General features: G+C 70.5%; 23 protein-coding genes. 7 read left to right on the top strand and 16 right to left on the bottom strand.

The window, feature by feature from the left end; genetic code table 11:
* Positions 1-146: 146 nt before the first annotated feature.
* From ABGI63_RS05360 to gspG, 10 genes are read right to left on the bottom strand one after another with little or no spacing between them, the layout of a single operon-like run.
* Positions 147-698 (bottom strand): hypothetical protein, encoded by a 552-nt coding sequence (locus tag ABGI63_RS05360; protein ID WP_349741406.1) that lies wholly within the window; start codon positions 696-698, stop codon positions 147-149.
* Positions 685-1,065, bottom strand: a complete 381-nt coding sequence (locus tag ABGI63_RS05355) for a type II secretion system protein (protein WP_349741405.1) — start codon at positions 1,063-1,065, stop codon at positions 685-687. The genes ABGI63_RS05360 and ABGI63_RS05355 overlap by 14 nt, the downstream gene beginning before the upstream one ends.
* 4 nt (positions 1,066-1,069) lie before the next feature.
* A complete protein-coding gene (locus ABGI63_RS05350; protein ID WP_349741404.1) occupies positions 1,070-1,537 on the bottom strand; it encodes a prepilin-type N-terminal cleavage/methylation domain-containing protein in 468 nt (155 codons plus the stop codon).
* A 7-nt stretch (positions 1,538-1,544) separates the two neighbouring features.
* Positions 1,545-3,734, bottom strand: coding sequence for a secretin GspD/PilQ domain-containing protein (locus ABGI63_RS05345; protein WP_349741403.1), 2,190 nt, complete (start codon positions 3,732-3,734; stop codon positions 1,545-1,547).
* Positions 3,731-4,267, bottom strand: a complete 537-nt coding sequence (locus ABGI63_RS05340; protein WP_349741402.1) for a hypothetical protein — start codon at positions 4,265-4,267, stop codon at positions 3,731-3,733. Before ABGI63_RS05340 ends, ABGI63_RS05345 begins: the two co-directional genes overlap by 4 nt.
* Positions 4,264-4,824, bottom strand: a complete 561-nt coding sequence (locus ABGI63_RS05335; RefSeq protein WP_349741401.1) for a GspMb/PilO family protein — start codon at positions 4,822-4,824, stop codon at positions 4,264-4,266. The genes ABGI63_RS05340 and ABGI63_RS05335 overlap by 4 nt, the downstream gene beginning before the upstream one ends.
* Positions 4,821-6,200 (bottom strand): hypothetical protein, encoded by a 1,380-nt coding sequence (locus ABGI63_RS05330; RefSeq protein WP_349741400.1) that lies wholly within the window; start codon positions 6,198-6,200, stop codon positions 4,821-4,823. The genes ABGI63_RS05335 and ABGI63_RS05330 overlap by 4 nt, the downstream gene beginning before the upstream one ends.
* A complete protein-coding gene (locus ABGI63_RS05325) occupies positions 6,193-7,731 on the bottom strand; it encodes a GspE/PulE family protein (protein WP_349741399.1) in 1,539 nt (512 codons plus the stop codon). Before ABGI63_RS05325 ends, ABGI63_RS05330 begins: the two co-directional genes overlap by 8 nt.
* Positions 7,728-8,948 (bottom strand): type II secretion system F family protein, encoded by a 1,221-nt coding sequence (locus tag ABGI63_RS05320; RefSeq protein ID WP_262968845.1) that lies wholly within the window; start codon positions 8,946-8,948, stop codon positions 7,728-7,730. Before ABGI63_RS05320 ends, ABGI63_RS05325 begins: the two co-directional genes overlap by 4 nt.
* Positions 8,945-9,391, bottom strand: coding sequence for a type II secretion system major pseudopilin GspG (gene gspG, locus ABGI63_RS05315; protein WP_349741398.1), 447 nt, complete (start codon positions 9,389-9,391; stop codon positions 8,945-8,947). The genes ABGI63_RS05320 and gspG overlap by 4 nt, the downstream gene beginning before the upstream one ends.
* 365 nt (positions 9,392-9,756) lie before the next feature.
* Here gspG and ABGI63_RS05310 point away from each other — a divergent pair, with 365 nt between their 5' ends.
* Complete coding sequence (locus ABGI63_RS05310) at positions 9,757-10,398, top strand: RpiB/LacA/LacB family sugar-phosphate isomerase (protein ID WP_272647693.1); 642 nt, start codon at positions 9,757-9,759, stop codon at positions 10,396-10,398.
* Between the two features lie 15 nt (positions 10,399-10,413).
* On the opposite strand, the gene ABGI63_RS05305 is transcribed toward ABGI63_RS05310, so the two are convergent.
* Positions 10,414-11,310 (bottom strand): LysR family transcriptional regulator ArgP, encoded by an 897-nt coding sequence (locus ABGI63_RS05305; RefSeq protein ID WP_349741397.1) that lies wholly within the window; start codon positions 11,308-11,310, stop codon positions 10,414-10,416.
* Positions 11,311-11,386: 76 nt separating this feature from the next.
* Here ABGI63_RS05305 and ABGI63_RS05300 point away from each other — a divergent pair, with 76 nt between their 5' ends.
* Complete coding sequence (locus ABGI63_RS05300) at positions 11,387-12,028, top strand: LysE/ArgO family amino acid transporter (RefSeq protein ID WP_262969156.1); 642 nt, start codon at positions 11,387-11,389, stop codon at positions 12,026-12,028.
* A 12-nt stretch (positions 12,029-12,040) separates the two neighbouring features.
* Here the strand turns inward: ABGI63_RS05300 and ABGI63_RS05295 are convergent, their stop codons facing one another.
* Complete coding sequence (locus tag ABGI63_RS05295) at positions 12,041-12,886, bottom strand: MBL fold metallo-hydrolase (protein WP_349741396.1); 846 nt, start codon at positions 12,884-12,886, stop codon at positions 12,041-12,043.
* A 135-nt stretch (positions 12,887-13,021) separates the two neighbouring features.
* Here ABGI63_RS05295 and gcvA point away from each other — a divergent pair, with 135 nt between their 5' ends.
* Positions 13,022-13,930 (top strand): transcriptional regulator GcvA, encoded by a 909-nt coding sequence (gcvA, locus tag ABGI63_RS05290; protein ID WP_349741395.1) that lies wholly within the window; start codon positions 13,022-13,024, stop codon positions 13,928-13,930.
* 90 nt (positions 13,931-14,020) lie between these two features.
* On the opposite strand, the gene ssb is transcribed toward gcvA, so the two are convergent.
* Positions 14,021-14,560, bottom strand: coding sequence for a single-stranded DNA-binding protein (ssb, locus tag ABGI63_RS05285; protein ID WP_349741394.1), 540 nt, complete (start codon positions 14,558-14,560; stop codon positions 14,021-14,023).
* 147 nt (positions 14,561-14,707) lie between these two features.
* Between ssb and ABGI63_RS05280 the strand changes: the two genes are divergently transcribed.
* The 4 genes from ABGI63_RS05280 to recQ all read left to right on the top strand — a co-directional run bounded on the left by ABGI63_RS05280 (position 14,708) and on the right by recQ (position 19,278).
* On the top strand, positions 14,708-15,817 hold the full coding sequence (locus ABGI63_RS05280) for a sensor histidine kinase (RefSeq protein WP_349741393.1): 1,110 nt from the start codon (positions 14,708-14,710) through the stop codon (positions 15,815-15,817).
* A complete protein-coding gene (locus ABGI63_RS05275; RefSeq protein ID WP_349741392.1) occupies positions 15,814-16,614 on the top strand; it encodes a LytR/AlgR family response regulator transcription factor in 801 nt (266 codons plus the stop codon). The genes ABGI63_RS05280 and ABGI63_RS05275 overlap by 4 nt, the downstream gene beginning before the upstream one ends.
* Positions 16,611-17,330, top strand: a complete 720-nt coding sequence (locus ABGI63_RS05270) for a head GIN domain-containing protein (protein WP_349741391.1) — start codon at positions 16,611-16,613, stop codon at positions 17,328-17,330. Before ABGI63_RS05275 ends, ABGI63_RS05270 begins: the two co-directional genes overlap by 4 nt.
* A gap of 85 nt (positions 17,331-17,415) precedes the next feature.
* Positions 17,416-19,278, top strand: a complete 1,863-nt coding sequence (gene recQ, locus ABGI63_RS05265; RefSeq protein ID WP_349741390.1) for a DNA helicase RecQ — start codon at positions 17,416-17,418, stop codon at positions 19,276-19,278.
* Between the two features lie 34 nt (positions 19,279-19,312).
* On the opposite strand, the gene ABGI63_RS05260 is transcribed toward recQ, so the two are convergent.
* The 3 genes from ABGI63_RS05260 to ABGI63_RS05250 form a co-directional block, all read right to left on the bottom strand.
* The gene (locus ABGI63_RS05260) at positions 19,313-19,591 is read right to left on the bottom strand and encodes a hypothetical protein (RefSeq protein ID WP_349741389.1); all 279 of its coding nucleotides are present in this window, start codon (positions 19,589-19,591) and stop codon (positions 19,313-19,315) included.
* Between the two features lie 138 nt (positions 19,592-19,729).
* On the bottom strand, positions 19,730-19,921 hold the full coding sequence (locus ABGI63_RS05255) for a hypothetical protein (protein WP_349741388.1): 192 nt from the start codon (positions 19,919-19,921) through the stop codon (positions 19,730-19,732).
* Between the two features lie 208 nt (positions 19,922-20,129).
* Positions 20,130-20,360 carry a hypothetical protein gene (locus tag ABGI63_RS05250; RefSeq protein ID WP_349741387.1) on the bottom strand — a complete coding sequence of 77 codons (231 nt, stop codon included), beginning with the start codon at positions 20,358-20,360 and terminating at the stop codon, positions 20,130-20,132.
* Positions 20,361-20,463 lie beyond the last annotated feature (103 nt).

The following is a 20,463-nucleotide window of genomic DNA, read 5'->3' as shown; positions in this document are numbered from 1 at the left end:
AGTGCGGCAATCCACCCCGCTCCGTGTTGAGCGATGGATTCTGGCCGTGACAAATTCACTTGAAATCCCCACTTGCCCACCCCCGTAGGCTAGGGGGAGGCGGGTTTTCACGGGGCCGTCATCAAGTCCCGGGCGGGACGGATCGGTTATAGCGGTGCGCTGGCGGCCGAGGCGGCGGGGTCAGGTTTTGCCGCGCCCTCGGCCGCAGCGGCGCTGAACAGCCAGTCGCTGGCGCGCGAGGCTTGCTCGCCATCGGGGTTGATGCGACGCAGCAGTGTCTGTTCGGCGCGACTGTGAACCGCGTGGAAACCCTGAGGATCGGTCGGCGCCGGCACCAGCACCCAGTCCGGCTTGCCGGTCATCGGATCGACATAGGCGCGGCGCAGATGGTGGCGCGGCTTGACGCCACGCCGGTCGACCAGCAGGTCCTCGAAGCTGCGCGGATGGCTGCCGACCGCGCCGGCCGCCGCGCCCGCTGCGGCATCCTGGCCGGGCGCCGCCGGCCCACCCGCTTTCAGATAGCTGGCGATCGCGCGCGCGATCTCCTGGCCGCGGAATTCCAGCTCGCGCTCGCGCTCGCGCTGCGCCGCGGTGCTCCAGCTCTGGCCCAGCGCCGCCATCGCGGCGGCCGTGATCGCCACGAAGAACAGCATGCCCAGATAGGTAAAGCCCTGCGGCCGCCGGCTACCAGTCCGCATAGAGCCGCCCATCGCTGGCGCGGCCGGCCGCGCCGCTGCGCACATCGTAGAGCTGGCCCTTGATCTGTGCGTCGGGTGGCGGCCCCAGCTCGACCCAGGCATCGCGCGCACCGGCCACCGGGTCCTCGGGAATCTCGCGCAGATAGCGCGCGCTGGCCAGCTCCTCCAGCGTGTCAGGGTAGCGCCCCTTGTCGGCGGCGAACTGATCGATCGCGTCGCGCATCACCGTCAGCGAGCTGCGCAGCGCCGTCTCCTTGGACTTCTCCAGGCTCAGGAAATAGCGCGGCGCGGCGATCGAGGCCAGCAAGGCGACGATGGCCATCACGACAATCAGCTCGATCAGCGTAAACCCACGGTTGCGCTTCATCGCCTCACCAATCCCTGTAGCGGCTGCCGTCGAGCCCGCGGCGCTCGGACTGCGAATAGACATCGAAGACATCGCGCCCCGGGCGCGGTTCGTCGGGCGGGCTGTCGGCGGCGCGCAGGCCCCAGGTCTGCGCCGGCTCCAGCGTCGCCTCGGCAAAGGGGTCGCGCGGCAGGCGGCGCAGGAAATAGAGCTTGCGGCCCTCGGGCGATTTCGCATCGGGCACGCCGCGCACCAGGTCCATCAGCTCGTGCGGGTAGCCGCTGTCCTCGGGGCTCTGCTGGATCTGCCCGGCCTCGGCCGCGCGCTTGTAGGCATCGAGCCCGCCGCGGATCTGGCGCAGCGCCTCGCGCAGCTGGAACTCCTGGCTGCGCTGCACCGAGACCTGCAAGAGCGGCCGCGCCGCACCGGCCAGCACGGCCAGCATGGCCAGCACCACCAGCATCTCGATGAGCGTGAAGCCGCGAACGCGCATGGCGGTATCAGCGCGCAGCTTCGACCGCGACCATGCCCGTGCCATCCAAGCGCACCGGTGGTGTTTCGCCATTCAGGCCGGCAGCGCTGAGCGCGCCGACGCCGACATTGACGACCTGGCCGGCTGCCGCCGGCAGCACGCGCAGCACCAGCACCCGCTCGCCGCGCGGCGTCAGCTCGAAGGGCAGGCGACCGGTGGTGGCCGCGCCGGCGCTGGCCTGGGCTGGCTGCAGCTTGCTCGGGTCGAACTCGATCTCGCCCTTCACCGAGAAGGCGCTGTCATGCTTGAGCGTCACGCTGACAACGCCGCCGGCCGCCACCTGCGGCGTCACGTCCAGTTTCAGCGCCACCTCGGCCTCGGCCGCTGCCGGGGCCACCGGCGTGGCACTTGGTGCCGTGCTGACGCTGCCAGCTCTTGCCTGGGCGCCGCCCGACAGGCCGACACCGGCGCGCGCCTCGTTGCGCATGCGGCTGCTGTAGGCGCCGGGCATCGCATCGGTGCCGCCGGGCAGGCGGGTCAGGCCGGAGTCGGGCAGGGCCAGATTGCGCACGATGCGCGGCGTGATCAGCATCACCACCTCGGTCTTGTTGCGCGTGTCGGTCTGCACGCCGAACAGGCGACCCAGCACCGGCAGCGTCGACAGGCCCGGCACACCGTTGGCGGTGCGGCGGTCCTCGTCATTGATCAGGCCGGCCAGGATCTGGGTCTCGCCATCGTTCAGGCGCAGCGAGGTCGAGGTCAGCCGGGTGCCGATCTGGTAGGCCACCGAGCCGGCCGGGCCGGACACCTGGCGGATCAGATTGCTGACCTCCAGGCCGACCTTGATGATGACCTCGTTGTCCAGCTGTATCGTCGGCTCGACATCGAGCTTCAGGCCCACGTCCAGATAGGTCACCGAGGCCGAGACGCCGACATTGACCGCCGAGGTGGTCGTGAACACCGGCAGCTTCTCGCCGATATGGACCTTGGCCTTCTCGCGGTTGCGCACCCGCAGCTTCGGGTTGGCGAGCAGATTGACATTGCCCGAGGTGCCGCGAACGGTGGCGACCAGGGCCGGGTTGGCGACGCTGGCGCGGAAGTTGTCGCGTTGACCCAGCGCCACCTGGCCGGTCACGCCGGGCAGGCCGTACTGCACCTCGCTGGGCCATTGCAGGCCCAGCGCGTCGACACGGTCGGTCGCCAGTTCCAGCACCTCCACCTCCAGCATCACCTCGGGCTCGGGCAGGTCCACCGAGGCGATCAGCTTCTCGACCAGGCGCATCACCTCGGGCGTGTCGCGCACCACCATCAGGTTCAGGCGCTCGTCGATATGGATGTCGCGCACCTTGGCAATCGTGCGCACCATGGCCTGCACCTGCTTGACGTCGGCATTGGTCAGGTACAGCGTGCGGGTGATCAGCTCCTGGTGCTCGCGCTGCTTGCCCTGGGTGTTGGGGAAGATCAGCACCGAGCTGTCGTTGAGCAGCTTGCGGTCCAGCTGCTGGGTCGACAGGATCACGCGCATCGCCTCGTCCATCGAGACATTGCGCAGAAACACCGTCACCTTCGCATCGGCGCGCACATCCTTGTCGAACACGAAGTTGACATTGCTGCTGCGCGCCAGCGCCTCGAAGACCTGGCGCAGCGGCGCCTCGCGGAACTCCAGCGTCACCGGCTTCTGGAAGGCCGCGCCGAGCTCGCCGGTCAGCGTCTCCAGCGGCCGTGCCTGGGCGATCTGCGCCAGCAGCAGGCGGGCGCCCGGATGGCTGGGCGTCTCCGCCACGATCTCATGGGCCAGCGCCTCGGCGCGCGTCAGCCGGTTCTCGCGCAAGTGCCGGCGGGCCTCGGCCAGCTTGCCTTCCTGGCTCTGACCACGGGCGATCTCGGCCTCGAACCAGGTCAGGCGCGGATGGCGCGGGTCGAGCTCGCGCAGGCGCTGCACCGCCTCGCGGGCCTCGTCCCAGCGGCCGGAAGCCCGCAGGCCCTCGATCTGCATCAGCAGCCGCGCATTGAGCTGCTCGCGGGTGCGCATCTCGGCGGCGCGCAGCGCGGCGTCGGTGGGCGTCTTACTCAGGGCTTTCTCCAGCACCGCATGGGCCTGGGGCAGCTGGTTGGTACGGGTCAGCTCCTCGGCCTCGCGCAGCACCGGGTTGGCACAGCCGGCCAGGGCCATGATCAGCAGCCAGGCAAGTCGGTGGGATCGCAGGGTGGACATCATGAGGGGCGGAAGGTGATGGTTTGAGGCTGCTGGCCGGGCAGCCAGAGCAGACCGAGTCCGTTGGGGCCGACGCGCTCGACCCGCCACTGGCCGTCGATCACATCGCCGGCCTTGGCATTGAGGCTGCGGTTGCCGGCCGACAGCAGGGCCTGGCTGACGCCGCCCTCCTCCAGTCGACCGATCAGCTGGTAAGGAAAAGCCGGGGCCACCGGTGCGGGCGCAGCCTCCGGGGGCGGCGCCGGGGCCGGCGGCGGCGCGGGCGGCGGCGGTGGCGGGCCCCAGGCGGCCAGCTGGGCCTGCGGGACCTCGGGCCAGGGCGCGCGCTCGACCTGGGCCCAAGGTGCACGGGACGGCGCCGGCGCCGGCGCCGCGCTGGCGGGCGCTGCTGCCGGCGCTTTCGGGCGCGCCAGTGCCACCGGCTCGTCGGCCGACTCTTCGATCTGGGCCGCCCACATGGTCGCGGCCAGGGCCGCCGCCAGCGCGGCCGCCAGCAGCACCTGGCGCGGTGTCACCGATTGGCTGGGGCCACTCATGGTTTGCTCCCGTCCACACCGTGATGCCGCGCATGCAGCGACCACACCAGCTCGGCATCGATCTGCGCGGCGGCCGGGCTGGCGCGGCGCAGCTTCAGGCTGTCCAGGCTCAGCGCCGGGTCCTGGCGCAGCGCCGCTTCGATAAAGCCGCGCAGCTGGGCATAGCCGCCCTGCACCGGCATGCTGACGCGCAGCCGCTCCAGCCCGGCCGTCGCATCGATGCTGAGCCGGTGTTCGGTGCGGCTGCTGAGCAGGCCGGCACGCAGGCCCTGCTCCAGCAGATCGGCCAGGCGCTGCTGGCGCTGGTCGGCATCGGGCAGGGCCAGCTGCCAGCTCTGCAGCGTGGCTTCGGGGCCGGCACCGCTGGCGCGCTGCAGGCGCAGCTGGCGCTGCAGGCGCTCGGCCGCGGCCTGCAGCTCCTCGCTCTGGGCCTGCCAGCGCTGGGTCAGACCCAGCTCCAGCAGCGCCGCCAGCGCCAGCGCGGCCAGCCCCAGCAGGCCGGGCCAGCGCAGCGCACGCAGCGATTGCTGCATCGAGGCGATGGTCATCATCTTCATGGCTGGGCCACCGGTTTGGAGCGCGAGACGCGCGGCAGATCGTCGCGCAGCAGCTCGGGCCGCAGCTTGGCGCCCAGATCGAAGCGCTGGCCCACCAGGCCCTCGCCGGCGGTCTGGAAGCGGCTCAGCACCACATCGGTCCAGCCCGGCGCGGCGCTCAGGCGCTCGACCAGCTGCAAGGCCAGGGCCCGATCGCCGGCCAGCCCGTCCAGGCGCAGCTCGCGGCGCAGCGCCGTGTAGTCCAGACCCAGCCAGCTGATGCCCTGCTCCGGCGGCTCGCCCATGCCGGCCTGCTCCACATGGCTCAGCAGCGGCCCCCAGGGCGTTTGCAGCAGCGCCTGCACCTCGGTGGCAGCGCGCAGCCGCTCCTGGTCCAGCGTGGCCTGGGCCCGCGCGGCACCGCGCTGTGCGGCCGGATCGAGTCGCGGCGGGGCCGGCTGGCGCTGCAGCTGGGCCGACAGCGCGGCCACCCGCTGCTGCGCGGCGCCCAGCTGCTCGCGGCTGTCCCAGGCGCTCCACAAGGCGGTGGCCAGCACCAGCGCGCCGCACAGCGCCAGCGGCCAGCCCAGCCGCGAGCGCGGCGCGCCGTCGGCGGCGAAGTCGGGGCGCGGCAGCGCGGCACGCGGCTGTGCCGGCGGCTCGAACCAGGCCGGCTTGGGCGCGGCCGCATCCAGCGGCGCGAGCTGGCGCACACCCGGCAGCGCCGGCATCTGGGCGGCATCGAGCCCGTAGCCCTGCAGCAGCACCTGCGTCGCCGCGTTGCTGGCCTCGCCCTTGATCTCGGCCAGCGCCTCATGCAGGGCCAGCACGGTGGGCGCGGCCAGGCGCTGGTGGCGCAGCTCATGGACCACGCCGGCACGCAGCGCCAGCCAGCTCAGCAGGCCGCCCTCGACCCAGGCCAGCGCCGCCTGCGGCGCGCGCAGCCAGTCGGGCTGCTCGGCCGACACGGTCTGCAGCACCGCCGCCCAGGCCGGGCGCAGGCCGCGCAGGCTGACCTGGTGCGCGTCCAGGCCCTGGCGCAGGGCCTGGAGATCCAGCCCGTGCAGGGCGCTGACGCCCGCCGCGCCCTCCATCCGCCAACCGGCCAGCGCCCAGCGCTGCGCGGCCGCGCCGAAGTAATGGCCGAAAAGCTGGCGCGCATAGGCCTGCAGCGCGGCCTCGTCGGCCAGCGGCAGACCCGGCTCGCAGATCAGATGCTGGAGCAGATGCTCGGAGGCCACCAGCTCCAGCGCCCGGCCCGCATGGGCGGCAGGGTCCAGGCCTTCGGCCGTCAGCCACAACAGGCCGGGCTTGGCGACGCGGGCACCCAGACCCCGGCGCCAGCGCAAGACCTGACCCTTGAGCCCGTGAGCCTTGATCCCCGGGGCGCTATTCATCGAGGGTGACACGCTCGAGTTCCTCGAAAGTGGTGACGCCGCGGCAGACCGCCTCGAGCGCCATCGCGCGCAGCGGCTTCATGCCGCGCGCACGCGCGGCTTCCTTGATCTGCGACATCGGCGCGCGCGCCGCGATCAGGTCGCGCAGGCCGTCGTCGAGCTTCAGCAGCTCGGCCACCGCACGCCGGCCGCGATAGCCGCTGCCGCGGCAATGGCCGCAGCCCTCGCCGCGCATGAAGCGATGGCCGGCGTCGAACTTGAGGCCATGACGGGCCAGGGTCGCGGCCTCCGGTTCGTAGGGCCGGGCGCAATGGCTGCAATTCAGCCGCACCAGACGCTGGGCCAGCACCGCGTTGAGTGCCGAGACCACGTTGTAGAGGTCCAGCCCCATATGCATGAAGCGGCCGATCACATCGAAGGCGTTGTTGGCATGGACCGTCGAGAACACCAGGTGGCCGGTCAGCGCCGCCTGCACCGCGATCTGGGCGGTCTCGGCATCGCGGATCTCGCCCACCATCACGCGGTCGGGGTCGTGGCGCAGGATGGAGCGCAGGCCGCGCGAGAAAGTCAGACCCTTCTTCTCGTTGACCGGGATCTGCACGACACCGGCCAGCTGGTACTCGACCGGGTCCTCGATCGTGATGATCTTGTCGGTGCCGGTGTGGATCTCGGCCAGCGTGGCATACAAGGTGGTGGTCTTGCCACTGCCGGTCGGGCCGGTCACCAGCAGCATGCCGTGCGGCTGGCGCGCCTGGGCGCGGATCGCGGCGCGTTCGTCGGCATCGAAGCCCAGCGCGTCCAGTGTCAGCTGGCCGCCGGCCTGCTCGATGCGGGCGCGGTCCAGCACCCGCACGACCGCATCCTCGCCGAACACGCTGGGCATGATGGAGAGGCGGAAGTCGACCTCGCGGCCCTGCACCTTGAGCTTGAAGCGGCCGTCCTGCGGCAGGCGGCGCTCGCCGATGTCGAGTTCGGACATCACCTTCAGCCGCGACACCAGCTGCTCGGCCACCGCCGCGCCCTCGACGGTGCGCACCATGGCCATCACGCCGTCGACACGGAAACGTATCACCGCGCCGCGCACCGTGCACTCGATATGCACATCGCTGGCGCCGTCCTGCAGCGCGTCGTACAGGGTGGCGTTGAGCAGGCGCACAACGGGCGAGGCCTGCTCGGACATGCGCAGCGCCGACAGCTCCTCGGTGCCGGCGCCGGCCTCGCCGGTGGCCACCGCCTCCTCGACATCGGAGAGTGCGCGGAAGTCCGCTTCGCCCGCGCCCAGCCAATGCTCGACCGCGGCCGCCTCGCAGCGCAGCCAGCGCACCGGCTGCTGCAACCTCGTCTCTATGCTTTGCAGCAGCAGCGCATCGGGGTCGCGCTCGGCCAGCAGCATCGCGCGGCCGCCCGCACCGACCGCCAGCACCGCACGCCAGCGCTGCGCCTGGGCCTGCGGCCAGCGCTCGAAGTCCAGATGCCAGGGGCCATGCTCGGCGGGCAAGAAGTCCGAAAGGGAATGAACGACGGCACTCACTGGACTTGCTCCACCAATTGAAAGATCGGCAGATACATCAGCACGATGATCCCGCCGATCAGCACGCCCATCACCAGCATCAGCGCCGGGTTGATGGCGCGGGTCAGCAGCTCGGTCAGGCGCACCGCCTCCTCGTCATGAAAGGCCGCCGCGCGCTCCAGCATCGCCGGCAGCTCGCCGCTGCGCTCGCCGACCCGCACCATGCGGCGCGCCACCGGCGTCGCCAGGCCCTGGTCCTCCAGCGCATCCGAAAAACGTCCGCCCTGGGCCACCTGCTCGGCCGCTGCGGCCACCGCCGCGCGCCAGGGCAGGGCCACGACGCCCTCGACGATGCGCAGCGCCGCCAGCACCGGCACGCCCGAGCCCAGCAGCATGCCCATGCTGCGGTACAGCCGCGCCAGCGCCAGCACGCGCAATCTCGGGCCGAGACCCGGCAGGGTCCACAGCGAGGCCTGCAGGCGCTGCCTCAGGCCGGCATGGCGCCACAGCGCAAGACCCGACCCCAGGATCAGCGCGAGGCCACCCAGCACCAGCAGCGGCTGGCTGCCGGCCGTCTGGCCGAAGCTGATCAGCGCGCGCGAGGCCCAGGGCAGCTCATTGCCCAGACCGTCCAGGATGCCGGCAAAGCGCGGCAGCACAAAGAGCAGCAGGAACAGGATCACCGCGCCGCCGACCAGCAGCAGCATCGCCGGATAGACACAGGCCGCGATCAGGCGCGAACGCAGGCTCTCGACCCAGGCCAGGTAGCGGGCGTGCTGGGCCAGCGCGGCGCTGAGCTGGCCGGTGCGCTCATTGGCCGCGACGATGGCGCAGACCAGCTCATCGAAGGCCTGGGGCTGGGCCTGCATCGCGGCCGACAAGGGCCGGCCCTGCTGGACCGCCTCGATCACACCGTCCAGCGCCGAGCGCACGGCCGGGTTGGCCTCCTTCTCGCGCAGCGTGGTCAGCGCCTCCAGCAGCGCGATGCCGGCATCCAGCAGCACGGCCAGCTCCTGGCTGAAGAGCTGCAGCGGAAAGCGCTTGCCGCGGCCGCCGCGCTTGGGGCGCTCGGCGCCCCCTGACAGCTCCTCCACCTCCAGCAGATGCTGGGGCGCGACGCCGGCCAGGCCGGCCAGCGACTGCCGGTCCGGCGCCTCGATGCGCCGCGACTGCACCCCCAGCTGGGGATGGAAGATACGGATCTGGTACTGCGGCATGGAGGGCGCGAGCGATCTCACCAATTGGTCAGATCGGCATCCTCGCCTTCGCCGCCGGGGCGACCGTCGCGGCCCAGCGAGAACAGATCGTAGTCGCCATGCTCACCCGGCGAGCGGTACTGGTAATCATTGCGCCAGGGGTCCTTGGGCACGGCCTTGCTCAGATAAGGCCCGCCCCAGCGCGGCTCCTCGCCGGGTTTGCTGACCAGGGCGGCCAGGCCCTGCTCGGTGCTCGGGTAGCGGCCGACCTCGATGCGGTACTGGTCCAGCGCCTTGGACAGGCCATCGATCTGCGCACGCGCCGCCTTGACCTCGGACTTGCCGATCTGGCCAAAGAACTTCGGGCCCACATAGCCGGCCAGCAGGCCGATGATGACCATCACCACCAGCAGTTCCAGCAGCGTGAAGCCAGCGGCCCGGCTTGCAGGGCTGTGTGACAAATTGAAGACAGGGGATCGTGACATGACAAATTGAAAACTGAGCCGGCGACTATTCCACGCCAAGCGGAGGCTCGCAATCAGGGCTTGCGCTCCCCGTGTTCGCGGTGAGACTCCGCAATGTAACGACCAAAAATGACAAATGGCCCGAGCACCGGCCGCAGCAAGAGCGTCACAAGAACGGCACAATGGCCCCCAGCGCCAGCGCCTCGCCTTTGGCCGAGGTGCGCGGTTAGCCAGGTGGAACTTTCTGACCATGCAGTCTTGCCCTTCCCTGGGATTGCACCTGGCATGACGGCCCGCGCCCAGGCCCTCTGGCCTGTGGCGTAGCGGCCCATGCACCAGGCGATGCTCGCCTGCTCCCCTTCGTTCGACTCAGAAAGTCACCTCTCATGAAAATCGCGCTCATCATCGAAAACAGCCAGGCCGCCAAGTCCGACACCGTCTTCAATGCGCTGAAGACCGTCACCGAGCCGCTCGGACATGCCGTGCACCACTACGGCATGTACACCCCCGAGGACAAGGCCTCGCTGACCTATGTGATGAACGGCCTGCTGGCCGGCATCCTGCTGAACTCCAAGGCGGCCGACTTCGTCGTCACCGGCTGCGGCACCGGCATGGGCTCGATGCTGGCCTGCAATGCCATGCCCGGCGTGTTCTGCGGCCTGGTGATCGACCCGACCGATGCCTTTCTGTTCGGCCAGATCAATGACGGCAACTGCCTGTCCATGCCTTACGCCAAGGGCTTCGGCTGGGCGGCCGAGCTGAATCTGCAGGACTGCTACCGCAAGCTGTTCGAGCACGAGCGCGGCGTCGGCTACCCGAAGGAGCGCGCCGCCATCATGGCCAAGAACCGCGGCATCCTGAAGGACCTGAAGGCCGCCTCGTGCAAGGACATGCTGAGCGTGCTGAAGACGGTCGACCAGGACCTGCTGAAGGCCACCGTGTCCGGCGAGAAGTTCCAGGAGCTGTTCTTCACGAATTGCCAGGACGACGCCATCGCCGGCCATATCCGCCGCGTGCTGGGCGCCTGAGCCAAGCCCCGTCTTTCAGGGCGCCAGCAAGGCCTCGCGGGCCGCTGACAGCACGGCGCCGGTCAGGCGGTCCAGCAGCCCGGAGGCCGCGCGGGCGTGCTGCCAGTAGAGGGCCACATCCAGCGGCGTGTCGGGCACCAGCTCGACCAGGCTGCCCTCGCTCAGCTGGCGGGCGATCATCGATTCCGGATGCAGGCCCCAGCCCATGCCCGCCGCTGCGGCGCTCACAAAGGCATGGGAGGACGGCAGGGTATGCCGTGGTAGCTCCACATGCCGGTGGCACAGGCGCCGTGCCCAGCTGGCCTGCAGCTCGTCCTTGGTGTTGAAGACCAGGCTGGGCGCCCGGGCCAGCGTGCCGGCGCCGACGCCGTCGGCGAAGTAGCGACGCATGAAGGCGGGGCTCGCAGCGGCGCGGTAGCGCATCGCGCCCAGCGGCCGGCTGTTGCAGCCGGCGGCGGGCCGCGCGGCGGCCGTCACGGCGGCGAGCACCGCGCCGCTGCGCAGGCGCTCACTGGTGTGGTCCTGGTCGTCCACCAGCACTTCCAGCAGCACCGGGCTGTCCGCCGCGAAGCTGGCGAGCGCGGGGGCCGCCCAGGTCGCGAGGCTGTCGGCATTGACGGCGATCGGCAGCGGGACGCGCGCCGGCGCGTCCGCCGACAGGGCCGGCAGCGCGGTATGCAGGTCCTGCTCCAGCAGACGCACCTGATCCACATGCTGGCACAGCCGGCGCCCCGTCTCGGTTGCGCGGCAGGGCTGCTCGCGTATCACCAGCGCGCAGCCGACCCGCTCCTCCAGCAGGCGGATGCGCTGGGAAATCGCCGAGGGAGTCACATGGAGCGCGCGCGCCGCGCGCTCAAAACTTCCCTCCCGCATCACGGCGGCCAGGGCATAGAGCGCGGCGTAGTCCAGCATCTGATTAGTTTTCCTAAACTCGATTTAGATTAGTTAGTTTGGCTTCATTGCCAAGGACTGGCAAGCTGAGCCCATGATGATTTCAAACCTGGCCGCAGCACCGGCCGCACTGCTGCAGGGCCTGGCGCTGAGCCTGGGCCTGATCGTCGCCATCGGCGCCCAGAACGCCTTCGTGCTGCGCCAGGGCCTGCGCCGCGAGCATGTCGGCCCGGTGGTGCTGTTCTGCGCCGCCGCCGATGCGCTGCTGATCATGGCCGGTGTGCTGGGCATGGCCCAGGCGCTGGGCGAGCGCCCCGGCCTGGCGCGCGCGCTGGCCCTGGCCGGCGCGCTGTTCCTGGCGGTCTACGGCGCGCTGGCGCTGCGCCGCGCCCGGCAGTCGGGGCAGCTGCGGGCGGCGGCCGGCGGCGAAGGCCTGGGCCGCACGGCGGCGCTGGCCCAGGCAGCGGCCTTCACGCTGCTGAACCCCCATGTCTATCTGGACACCGTGCTGCTGGTGGGCAGCATAGGCGCCCAGCAGCCGGCCGAGCTGCGCGCCTTCTTCATCGCCGGCGCCGCGCTCGCCAGCGCCGTCTGGTTCGGGCTGCTGGGCTTCGGCGCCCGCTGGCTGGCACCCTGGTTCGCGCGGCCACGGGCCTGGCAGGTGCTGGACAGCCTGATCGGCCTGACGATGTGGGTGCTGTCGGCCTTGCTGCTGCGGCATGCGCTGGCGGGGCTGTGAGGCGCAGGCGCTTCACGCCTGCCAGTCGACCCAGTCACCGGGTTGCAGCACCTGGACGGCAACGGGCTTTTCGCGAGCCGCCGCACGCAGGCGGGCCAGCGGGTCCTCGATCTCGACGTACTCGGCCATGCCCGAGACGCCGTAGTGGATGGGAATCAGGCAGCGCGCGCCCAGGACGGTCGCGGCGGCCACCGCCTGCTCGGGCGTCAGCACGCCGGGTTGGCCACTGACCGGCTGGCGCCAGCCGAAGCGTGCGCCATTGATAGGCAGGAAGGCGGCATCGAAGGGCCCGAGCTGGCGGCCGATCCGCCACCAATGGCCATGCCAGAGCGTGTCGCCGCCATGAAAGATGCGCCGCCCGCCGGCCGACACCACCCAGGAGACCTGCGGGTCGCCGAAGCCGTCCGAGGCGGGCACGGGGGTGGCGGTGAAGTCGCCGAGCAGTTGCGGCTCCCACAGCGGGGCCGGCCGGGCCCGTGCGCCCGGCGGCACCGGCAGCGGGTTGGTGCCGGCCGGATGGATCAGCACGCCGCCCCGCCCCAGCGCCTCGGCCACGGCGCGCGCGTCGAAGTGGTCGGCGTGGGTGTGGGTGATCAGCACCTGGCTGTCGCCGATGGCGTCGCTGACCGGGATCAGCGCGTCCTTCAGCGCGGCCCCCCAGACGGCCGGGCTGACCAGCGGGTCGATGAACAGGCTGGCCTGCGGCAGCTGCAGACGTATGCCCGCCCAGGCCAGGCGCTGAATGCGCAGGCCGTCCGCACCGCCGGCCGCCAACATGGGTCGGCCCGCCAGCAGCAGGGCGGCGGCGGACGAAAGAAAACCCCGGCGCCGCTGGCCATGGCAACTCAGCTGTATCAAGACCATCTCCAATCGTTGTGATCGCGTCATCCTGGCAAACACCGGTACCGGCGACAAACGAGATGTTTTCCCCTTCGCCTGAGAAAAACTAAGGCAATTGATAGGATGCGCGACCCCTGCCAGCCCGAGGCCCGCGTGAAGCCCCGCCATCCCGTCCCGCTGAATGCCTTGCGCGCCTTCGAGGCGGTCGCGCGCTGCCTCAGTTTCCAGGCCGCAGCGGCGCAGCTCTTCGTCACGCCGGCGGCGGTCAGCCACCAGGTCAAGCATCTGGAGGCCTATCTGGGCCTGCCGCTGTTTCATCGCGGCCATCGCTCGATCACACTGAGCGCCGAAGGCCAGGCGCTGGCCGCCTCGCTGAGCGAGCTGTTCGGTCAGCTTGAACTGGCGCTGGACCGCGCCACCGCCCCCTCGGCAGCGCAGCTCTGCGTCAGCACGATGGAATCCTTCGCCGCGAAATGGCTGGCGCCTCGGCTGCATCACTTCCACCGCGAGCACCCCGATCTCAAGGTCCGCCTCGTGACTGGCGACGAGCCGGCCGATTTCGCCCGCAGCGGGGTCGATGTCGCGATCCGCTACGGCCCCGGCGGCTACGCCGGCGTGCGGGCCGAGCGGCTGATGGAGGCTCCGGTGTTCCCGGTCTGCGCGCCCGCACTGCTGGGCCAGGCCTGCCGGCCGCTGCTCGGGCCCGCGGACCTGGCGCAGCACACCCTGCTGCATGACGACAGCGCAGCCGGCCGTCCCGGCGTGCCCGATTGGTCGGCCTGGCTGCAAGCCGCTGGCGTCCCCGACGTGGATGCGAGCCGGGGCCCGGTCTTTTCCAGCATCTACCTGGCCCAGGAGGCAGCGGTCGCCGGCCACGGCGTCGCACTGGGCCTGGCGCCGCTGGTCGCGCAAGACCTGCAGCGTGGTCGCCTGATCAAGCCCTTCGGCCCGGAGCTGCCCAACGCCTACGCCTTCTGGATCGTCACCGGGCTGCAAGGCCGCAGCAAGCCGGCCGTCGAGGCCTTCTGCCGGTGGCTGCGGGAGGAGGCGGCCGAGCACTGAGGTGCCCTGCGCAACAACCCCCCCATAAGCAAGAAGGCCCGTCGCGCAAAGCGCCACGGGCCTTCTGTTCAGGGTCTGAGTCGGTCGATCTCAGAACGGAATATCGTCATCCATATCATCGAAGCCGGTCGAGGACTTCGGGGCCGGTGCCGGGCGTGGGGCCGGAGGGCGCGGTGCGGCGGCACGGGGGGCCGGCGCCGGGGCATCGAAATCATCGCCACGGTCGGCGCCACGGCCGCCCGCGCTGCGGCCGCCGCCGTAGCTGCTGCCACCACCGCCGCCCTCGTCACCGCCGTCACGGCCGCCCAGCAGCTGCATCTGGTCGGCGATGATTTCGGTGGTGTAGGTATCGCGGCCTTCCTTGTCCTGCCATTTGCGGGTGCGCAGGCGGCCTTCGACATAGAGCGGGCGGCCCTTCTTGCAGTACTGGCCGACGATCTCGGCCAGCTTGTCGTTGAACACGACACGGTGCCATTCGGTCTCTTCCTGCTTCTCGCCGGACTCGCGGTTCTTCCAGTTGCGGGTGGTCGCCAGGCTGATGGTGCAGAAGGCCACGCCGCTGGGGTTGTAGCGCAGCTCGGGGTCGCGACCGAGGTTGCCGATGAGAATGACTTTGTTGACCGAGGCCATGATGCGCTCCGCTGGCGTTTGTTCGTGAGTAAGGGCTGGATTATGCCGCTGTCGCCCGCCGCCCCCCAACTGGCGCCTCGTGCCCGCGATCCGGCACTTGATCCCCGCCGCCGCCGCCATCGGGCGGGGGCATCCTAAGATGACGCCATGCCCCGATCGAGCCCACGCCCCGCCGACAGCAATCACAAGCTCTGGCTTGCCTATGCCGGCCTGTGCCTGCTGAGCTGGATGCTTTATGCGATGGCCGGCACCGAGCTGCAGCGCGGCATCTGGCAGCTCTGGGGCGCGGTCTACCAGGCCACGCTGAGCCTGTGGCCACCGATGCTGCTGGGTGTGGCCGTGCTGCCCTGGGTGGGCTGGCTGCAGCGCAGCGGCCTGGGCACGCCGGCCAGCCTGAGCCTGCATGCGCTGGCGGCCCTGCTGTTCGCCGCGCTGTGGCAGGGGCTGGAGTTCCTGACCGCCTGGTGGCTGTTCGGCGCCGACCATGCCGAGGCCACCTTGCAGCAGCTGGTGCTGTGGCGGGCGATCTGGGGCGTGTTCGTCTATATCGCGCTGGTGGCCGGCTTCGCGGCCGTGCTGAACGCGCGCCGCGCCCGCGCCAGCGCGGTGGCGGCGGCCCAGGCCGAGTCGGCGCTGGCGCGCGCCGAGCTGGCCGCGATCAGCGGCAAGCTGAATCCGCATTTCCTGTTCAACACGCTCAACACCCTGATCGCGCTGACCCGCAAGGACCCCAAGGCCGCCGAGGACGCGCTGCTGCGCTTTGCCGGCATGCTGCGCTATGTGCTGGACAGCAAACGCAGCGCCAGCGACCGCGTCAGCCTGCAGGACGAGGTCGATTTCGTGCGCGACTATCTGGCACTGGAGTCGCTGCGCCTGGGCCCGCGCCTGCACATTGCCTGGCAGCTGGACCCGGCCACGCTGGACGACGAGCTGCCGGCCCTGACCTTGCAGCCCCTGGTCGAGAACAGCATCCTGCACGGCATCGCGCCGCGCACCGGGGGCGGCTGCATCAGCATCAGCGCACGCCGCGATGCGCTCAACGCCGGCCTGGCCCTGACCGTACAGGACGATGGCCCCGGCTGCGACCCGGCGCGGCTCGAAGCCGGCGCCGAGGCTGACGGCGGCGCACGGCGCGGCATCGGCCTGTCGGCGCTGCGCCGGCGCTTCGCGCTGGACTTCGAGGGCCGTGCCCGCTTCAAGATCCACACCGCCCCCGGCGCGGGCTTCCGCGTCGACCTCTGGATACCGCAAGCATGACGATGACCATGAACCACGACCACAGCCCCCGCATACGCACCCTGATCGCCGAGGACGAGCCGCTGGCCGCCGAGAGCCTGGCCGAGTGGGTGGGGCAGCTGCCGCAGCTGGAGCTGGTGGCGGTCTGCCACGATGGCGCCAGTGCGCTGGCCCAGATCCGCGCGCTGCAGCCGGCCCTGGTGCTGATGGACATCCAGATGCCGGGCATGACCGGCCTGCAGGTGCTGCGTGCGCTGGCGCAGCAGCCCAACACCAGCGGCCCGGCGGTGATCTTCACGACCGCCTATGACGAGCATGCGCTGACCGCCTTCGAGCTGCATGCGGTGGACTACCTGCTCAAGCCCTTCTCGCACGATCGCTTTGTCGAGGCGGTCGAGCATGCGCTGCAAGGGCTGGAGCGGGTCGATGACGTGGCGTCAAACCCGACACTCAACCCGGCACTGGAGGCGCTGGAACAAGCCCCCGAGGCGCCGCTGACCCGCATCCTGGTGCGCGACCAGGGCAAGATCTTCCCGCTGCATGTCGACGCGATCGAATACCTGCGCTCCGACGCCAAGTACACCGCCATCGCCAGCCGCGGTCGCCAGTTCCTGGTGCGCCTGCCGATCAGCAGCTTCGAGCAGCGCCTGGACCCGCAGCGCTTTCTGAAGCTGCAGCGCAGCTGCATCGTCAACCTCGATTGCGTGGAGGCGATGACGCCCGACGAGAGCTCGCAGCTGGTGGTGCAGATGCGCGACGGCACGCGCTTCACCGCCAGCCGCGAGGTCTCGAAGAAGCTGCGGGAGCAGTCGATATGAGAGCCCTGCTCGCGCTGCTGCTGGCGGCCGGTGCGCAGCCGGCCTCGGCCCAGACCGGCCAGCTCTACACACCGGGCGCCTTCGAGCGCCTGGAGGTCAGCGGCTCGGCCCAGGTGCGTCTGGCCCAGGGCGAGCGCGACCAGGTCTTCATCGTCGGCAATGCGCAGACACAGAAAAACGTGCAGCTGGACTTGCGCGGCGACCGGCTGGTGATACGGCCGACCGGCAGCTGGAAGTTCTGGGATGGCTCGCGGCTGCAGATCGAGGTGCTGATGCGCGATGTGCGCCAGCTGGTGCTCTCCGGCGCCAGCGACCTGCATGCGCCCGGGCCGCTGAAGACGAGTCAGCTGGACGTCACCATCGCCGGCGCCGGCCAGGCCCGCTTCGACGCGCTGGCGGCCGACAGCCTGCGCTTCGTGATCTCCGGTGCCGGCGAGGGGCACCTGGCGGGCCAGGTCACATCGCTGCAGGCCGCGATCTCGGGCAAGGGCGCGCTGCAGGCGGAGCGCCTGCGCGCCGGCACGGCCTCGGTCGCGATCAGCGGCGTCGGCCATGCCAGCTTCTGGGCCACCGAGGCGGCCAGCATCAGTGTTTCCGGCATCGGCTCGGTGGACTACTGGGGCCCGGCCGAGGCCCGGCAACGCAGCTCGGGCATGGCTTCCGTCAGCTACCGGGGCGAGAAACCGCCTTCGGCCCCGGGCTCGCCGGCCCCGTAGCCAGCGCGCTCAACACTGCCCGAGCACGGCCGGCGGCACAGGGCTGCGGCTGTCACCGGGCTTCTCCTGGACAATAGCGGGCTCCATGCCCCATCACGCCCCCCTCCAGATCCTGCAAGAAGTCTTCGGCTACGGCGCCTTCCGAGGCGCGCAGGCCGATATCGTCGACCATATGGTGAGCGGCGGCGACGCGCTGGTGCTGATGCCCACCGGCGGCGGCAAAAGCCTGTGCTACCAGGTGCCGGCGATCGCGCGGCACCGCCAGGGCCGGGGCGTGGCGGTGGTGGTCAGCCCGCTGATCGCGCTGATGCACGACCAGGTCGGCGCGCTCGAAGAAGCCGGCGTGCACGCCGCCTTCCTGAACTCGACGCTAAGCTCGGAGCAGGCCACCCATGTCGAGCGCGAAATGATGAGCGGGCGCCTGGTGATGCTGTATGCGGCCCCCGAGCGCATCACCAACCCGCGCTTTCTGGCCCAGCTCGACTCGCTCAACGAGCGCGGCCTGCTGAGCCTGTTCGCGATCGACGAGGCGCACTGCGTCAGCCAGTGGGGCCATGACTTCCGCAGCGAGTACCTGAGCCTGAGTCTGCTGCACGAGCGCTATCCGGACGTGCCGCGCATCGCGCTGACCGCCACCGCCGACGACCTGACCCGGGCCGACATCATCGAACGCCTCAAGCTGGAGGACTCGCGTGTCTTCATCAGCAGCTTCGACCGGCCCAATATCCGCTACGCCATCGTCGAGAAGGACAAGCCGCGCGAACAGTTGCTGCGCTTCATCCGCGACGAGCACGAGGACGAGGCCGGGGTCGTCTACTGCCAGAGCCGCAAAAAGGTCGAGGAGACCGCCGCCTGGCTGGAGGCCGAGGGCATGAAGGCCCTGCCCTATCACGCCGGCCTGGACGCCGCCGTGCGCCAGAGGCACCAGGACCGCTTTCTACGCGAGGACGGCATCGTGATGGTGGCCACCATCGCCTTCGGCATGGGCATAGACAAACCCGATGTGCGCTTCGTCGCCCACCTGGACCTGCCCAAGAACATCGAGAGCTACTACCAGGAGACCGGCCGTGCCGGCCGCGACGGTGCGCCGGCCAATGCCTGGATGGCTTACGGCCTGGCCGATGTGGTCAACCAGCGCCGCATGATCGACGAGAGTCCGGCCGAGGAAGAATTCAAGCAGGGCCAGCGCGGCAAGCTGGACGCGCTGCTGGCCCTGGCCGAGGCCACCGACTGCCGGCGCGTGCGCCTGCTGGGCTATTTCGGCGAGGCCAGCAGCGCCTGCGGCAACTGCGACAACTGCCTGAGCCCACCGGCCACCTGGGACGGCACCGAGGCCGCACGCAAGCTGCTCAGCTGCATCTACCGCTTCCACCAGAACGGCGGCCAGCGCTTCGGCGCCGGCCATCTGATCGATGTCTTGCGCGGCAAGGTCACCGACAAGGTCACACAGTACGGGCACCAGAGCCTGTCGACCTGGGGCGTCGGCGCCAGCCTGCCCGAGCAGCAATGGCGCGCCGTGCTGCGCCAGCTGATCGCGCTGGGCCATGTCGTCAGCGAAGGCGAATACCACACGCTGGCGCTGGCCGACAGCGCCCGCGCGGTGCTCAAGGGCGAGGTCCAGCTGCTGCTGCGCGTGCCCAGCGTCGCGCCCAAGCGCGGCAAGGCCACGCGCGGCGCGCCGGGCAAGAGCAGTGGCGGCAAGGCCGCGCCCATCGATCTGGACTTCGAGGCCCAGCAGCGCTTCGAGGCCCTGAAGGCCTGGCGTGCCGAGGTGGCCAAGGAGCACGGCCTGCCGGCCTATGTGATCTTCCAGAACGTCACGCTGGCCGAGATGGCCCGGCTGCACCCGCAAAGCCAGGACGAGCTGGCCGGCATCAGCGGCGTCGGCGCGAAGAAGCTGGAAGCCTATGGGCGCGAGATCTTGCGGGTGCTGGGCGGCGAGGACTGAGGCCAGGCACCTGCTCCGAGGTCTGGCCACGCTCTCAGCACAGCGCCTCTGGCGCGCAGGACAGCTGGGCCAGGCGCTGGTCGCCGCCGTCCGCACGCTGACCCAGCACCAGCACACGCGGCAAGCGCTCGACTCGTTGCGTCAGCAGCTGGGTCTGTTCCGAACTCTGGCCGATGATCAGCACCCGCTCCAGCCGCATCAGCGGCTGCTCGGCCGTGGTGCCGACATCGATCAGCGCCAGCAGCGCGCTCGTGACGCCGAGGGCCACCAGGCTGGCGACGGACTTCTCGGTGAGGCTGTGCTCGAACATCATGCTGAACTCCTTGATGCACCCGCCTGCTGTGGGCCGGTGAATGCAGTGTCGGCGGCGTCCGCCCGGCTGGCGAGGCCGAGGCGACAGGCTGGCAAAAACGCTGTCTGAACCGACCCTAGGAGCGACCGGGCGGAACGATCAGCAGCTCGACAGGCTGGCGCAATCGAGCTGGCTGAGGCGCACGGCCGAAGCCGCGGCCTGCGGCGCGGCCGGCTGCGCCACGGTGTGCAGGTTCTGCGGCGCACTTTGCTCGGCCAGCACCAGCGCCATCGTGGCCGCGCCGGCGACGGCGATGAGGGCGGTCAGAAGGGTCTTGGCGCTGCTGTGCATGACGGGCTCCGGCGGGGCGATGGAGGCGTGGGTGGAGGCTTGCAGTGTCGGCAAGGCCGGCCGGCGTCGCCAGCGCTTGGCGACGAATGGCGGCGCGGGCTGCGTGAAATGCCGGCAGCGGCGATGAGCCGGAGCGCTTGTCGGAGCAGAGTCACCGCAGCACGCGCGATGCGGCCGTGGCTCTGCTCCGTTCAATGGCGGGCTCGCATCAGCTGCGGCGTGCCGGCTTGGTGGCGGCCAGCTGCACGGCGGGCTGGGAAGCCAGGCTGCGGCCTTCGATGACCACGCGCGGCAGCTGCACGATCTGCTGGCTGGCCTGGACCGACTTGCCGGTGATGACGACACGCGGCAGCTGCTCAATCTTCTGCGGGGCGGCCTGGGCGCTGCCGATGGCAGCGAGAACGAGGGCGGCGGCAACTTGGATCAGACGGACTTGCATGATGTGCTCCTTGGGTTTGACTGTTTGGTCGACATGCTGTGTCGATGGAGTCAGTATCGGAGCCGATCCCGGCGCTCTCCAGCGCCTTGTGATGAACTGCAAG

Source organism: Roseateles cavernae (assembly GCF_040187885.1).
In the GTDB taxonomy this organism is placed as follows: Bacteria; Pseudomonadota; Gammaproteobacteria; order Burkholderiales; family Burkholderiaceae_C; genus Roseateles_E; species Roseateles_E cavernae.
This window is presented reverse-complemented; position numbering and strand designations above follow the sequence as displayed.

Bases quoted from the DNA above. Each gene is read 5' to 3' on its own strand.
- ABGI63_RS05360 (WP_349741406.1), bottom strand. From the start codon at position 698: ATGCGGACTGGTAGCCGGCGGCCGCAGGGCTTTACCTATCTGGGCATG.
- ABGI63_RS05355 (WP_349741405.1), bottom strand. From the start codon at position 1,065: ATGAAGCGCAACCGTGGGTTTACGCTGATCGAGCTGATTGTCGTGATG.
- ABGI63_RS05350 (WP_349741404.1), bottom strand. From the start codon at position 1,537: ATGCGCGTTCGCGGCTTCACGCTCATCGAGATGCTGGTGGTGCTGGCC.
- ABGI63_RS05345 (WP_349741403.1), bottom strand. From the start codon at position 3,734: ATGATGTCCACCCTGCGATCCCACCGACTTGCCTGGCTGCTGATCATG.
- ABGI63_RS05340 (WP_349741402.1), bottom strand. From the start codon at position 4,267: ATGAGTGGCCCCAGCCAATCGGTGACACCGCGCCAGGTGCTGCTGGCG.
- ABGI63_RS05335 (WP_349741401.1), bottom strand. From the start codon at position 4,824: ATGAAGATGATGACCATCGCCTCGATGCAGCAATCGCTGCGTGCGCTG.
- ABGI63_RS05330 (WP_349741400.1), bottom strand. From the start codon at position 6,200: ATGAATAGCGCCCCGGGGATCAAGGCTCACGGGCTCAAGGGTCAGGTC.
- gspG (WP_349741398.1), bottom strand. From the start codon at position 9,391: ATGTCACGATCCCCTGTCTTCAATTTGTCACACAGCCCTGCAAGCCGG.
- ABGI63_RS05310 (WP_272647693.1), top strand. From the start codon at position 9,757: ATGAAAATCGCGCTCATCATCGAAAACAGCCAGGCCGCCAAGTCCGAC.
- ABGI63_RS05305 (WP_349741397.1), bottom strand. From the start codon at position 11,310: ATGCTGGACTACGCCGCGCTCTATGCCCTGGCCGCCGTGATGCGGGAG.
- ABGI63_RS05300 (WP_262969156.1), top strand. From the start codon at position 11,387: ATGATTTCAAACCTGGCCGCAGCACCGGCCGCACTGCTGCAGGGCCTG.
- ssb (WP_349741394.1), bottom strand. From the start codon at position 14,560: ATGGCCTCGGTCAACAAAGTCATTCTCATCGGCAACCTCGGTCGCGAC.
- ABGI63_RS05280 (WP_349741393.1), top strand. From the start codon at position 14,708: ATGCCCCGATCGAGCCCACGCCCCGCCGACAGCAATCACAAGCTCTGG.
- ABGI63_RS05275 (WP_349741392.1), top strand. From the start codon at position 15,814: ATGACGATGACCATGAACCACGACCACAGCCCCCGCATACGCACCCTG.
- ABGI63_RS05270 (WP_349741391.1), top strand. From the start codon at position 16,611: ATGAGAGCCCTGCTCGCGCTGCTGCTGGCGGCCGGTGCGCAGCCGGCC.
- recQ (WP_349741390.1), top strand. From the start codon at position 17,416: ATGCCCCATCACGCCCCCCTCCAGATCCTGCAAGAAGTCTTCGGCTAC.
- ABGI63_RS05260 (WP_349741389.1), bottom strand. From the start codon at position 19,591: ATGATGTTCGAGCACAGCCTCACCGAGAAGTCCGTCGCCAGCCTGGTG.
- ABGI63_RS05255 (WP_349741388.1), bottom strand. From the start codon at position 19,921: ATGCACAGCAGCGCCAAGACCCTTCTGACCGCCCTCATCGCCGTCGCC.
- ABGI63_RS05250 (WP_349741387.1), bottom strand. From the start codon at position 20,360: ATGCAAGTCCGTCTGATCCAAGTTGCCGCCGCCCTCGTTCTCGCTGCC.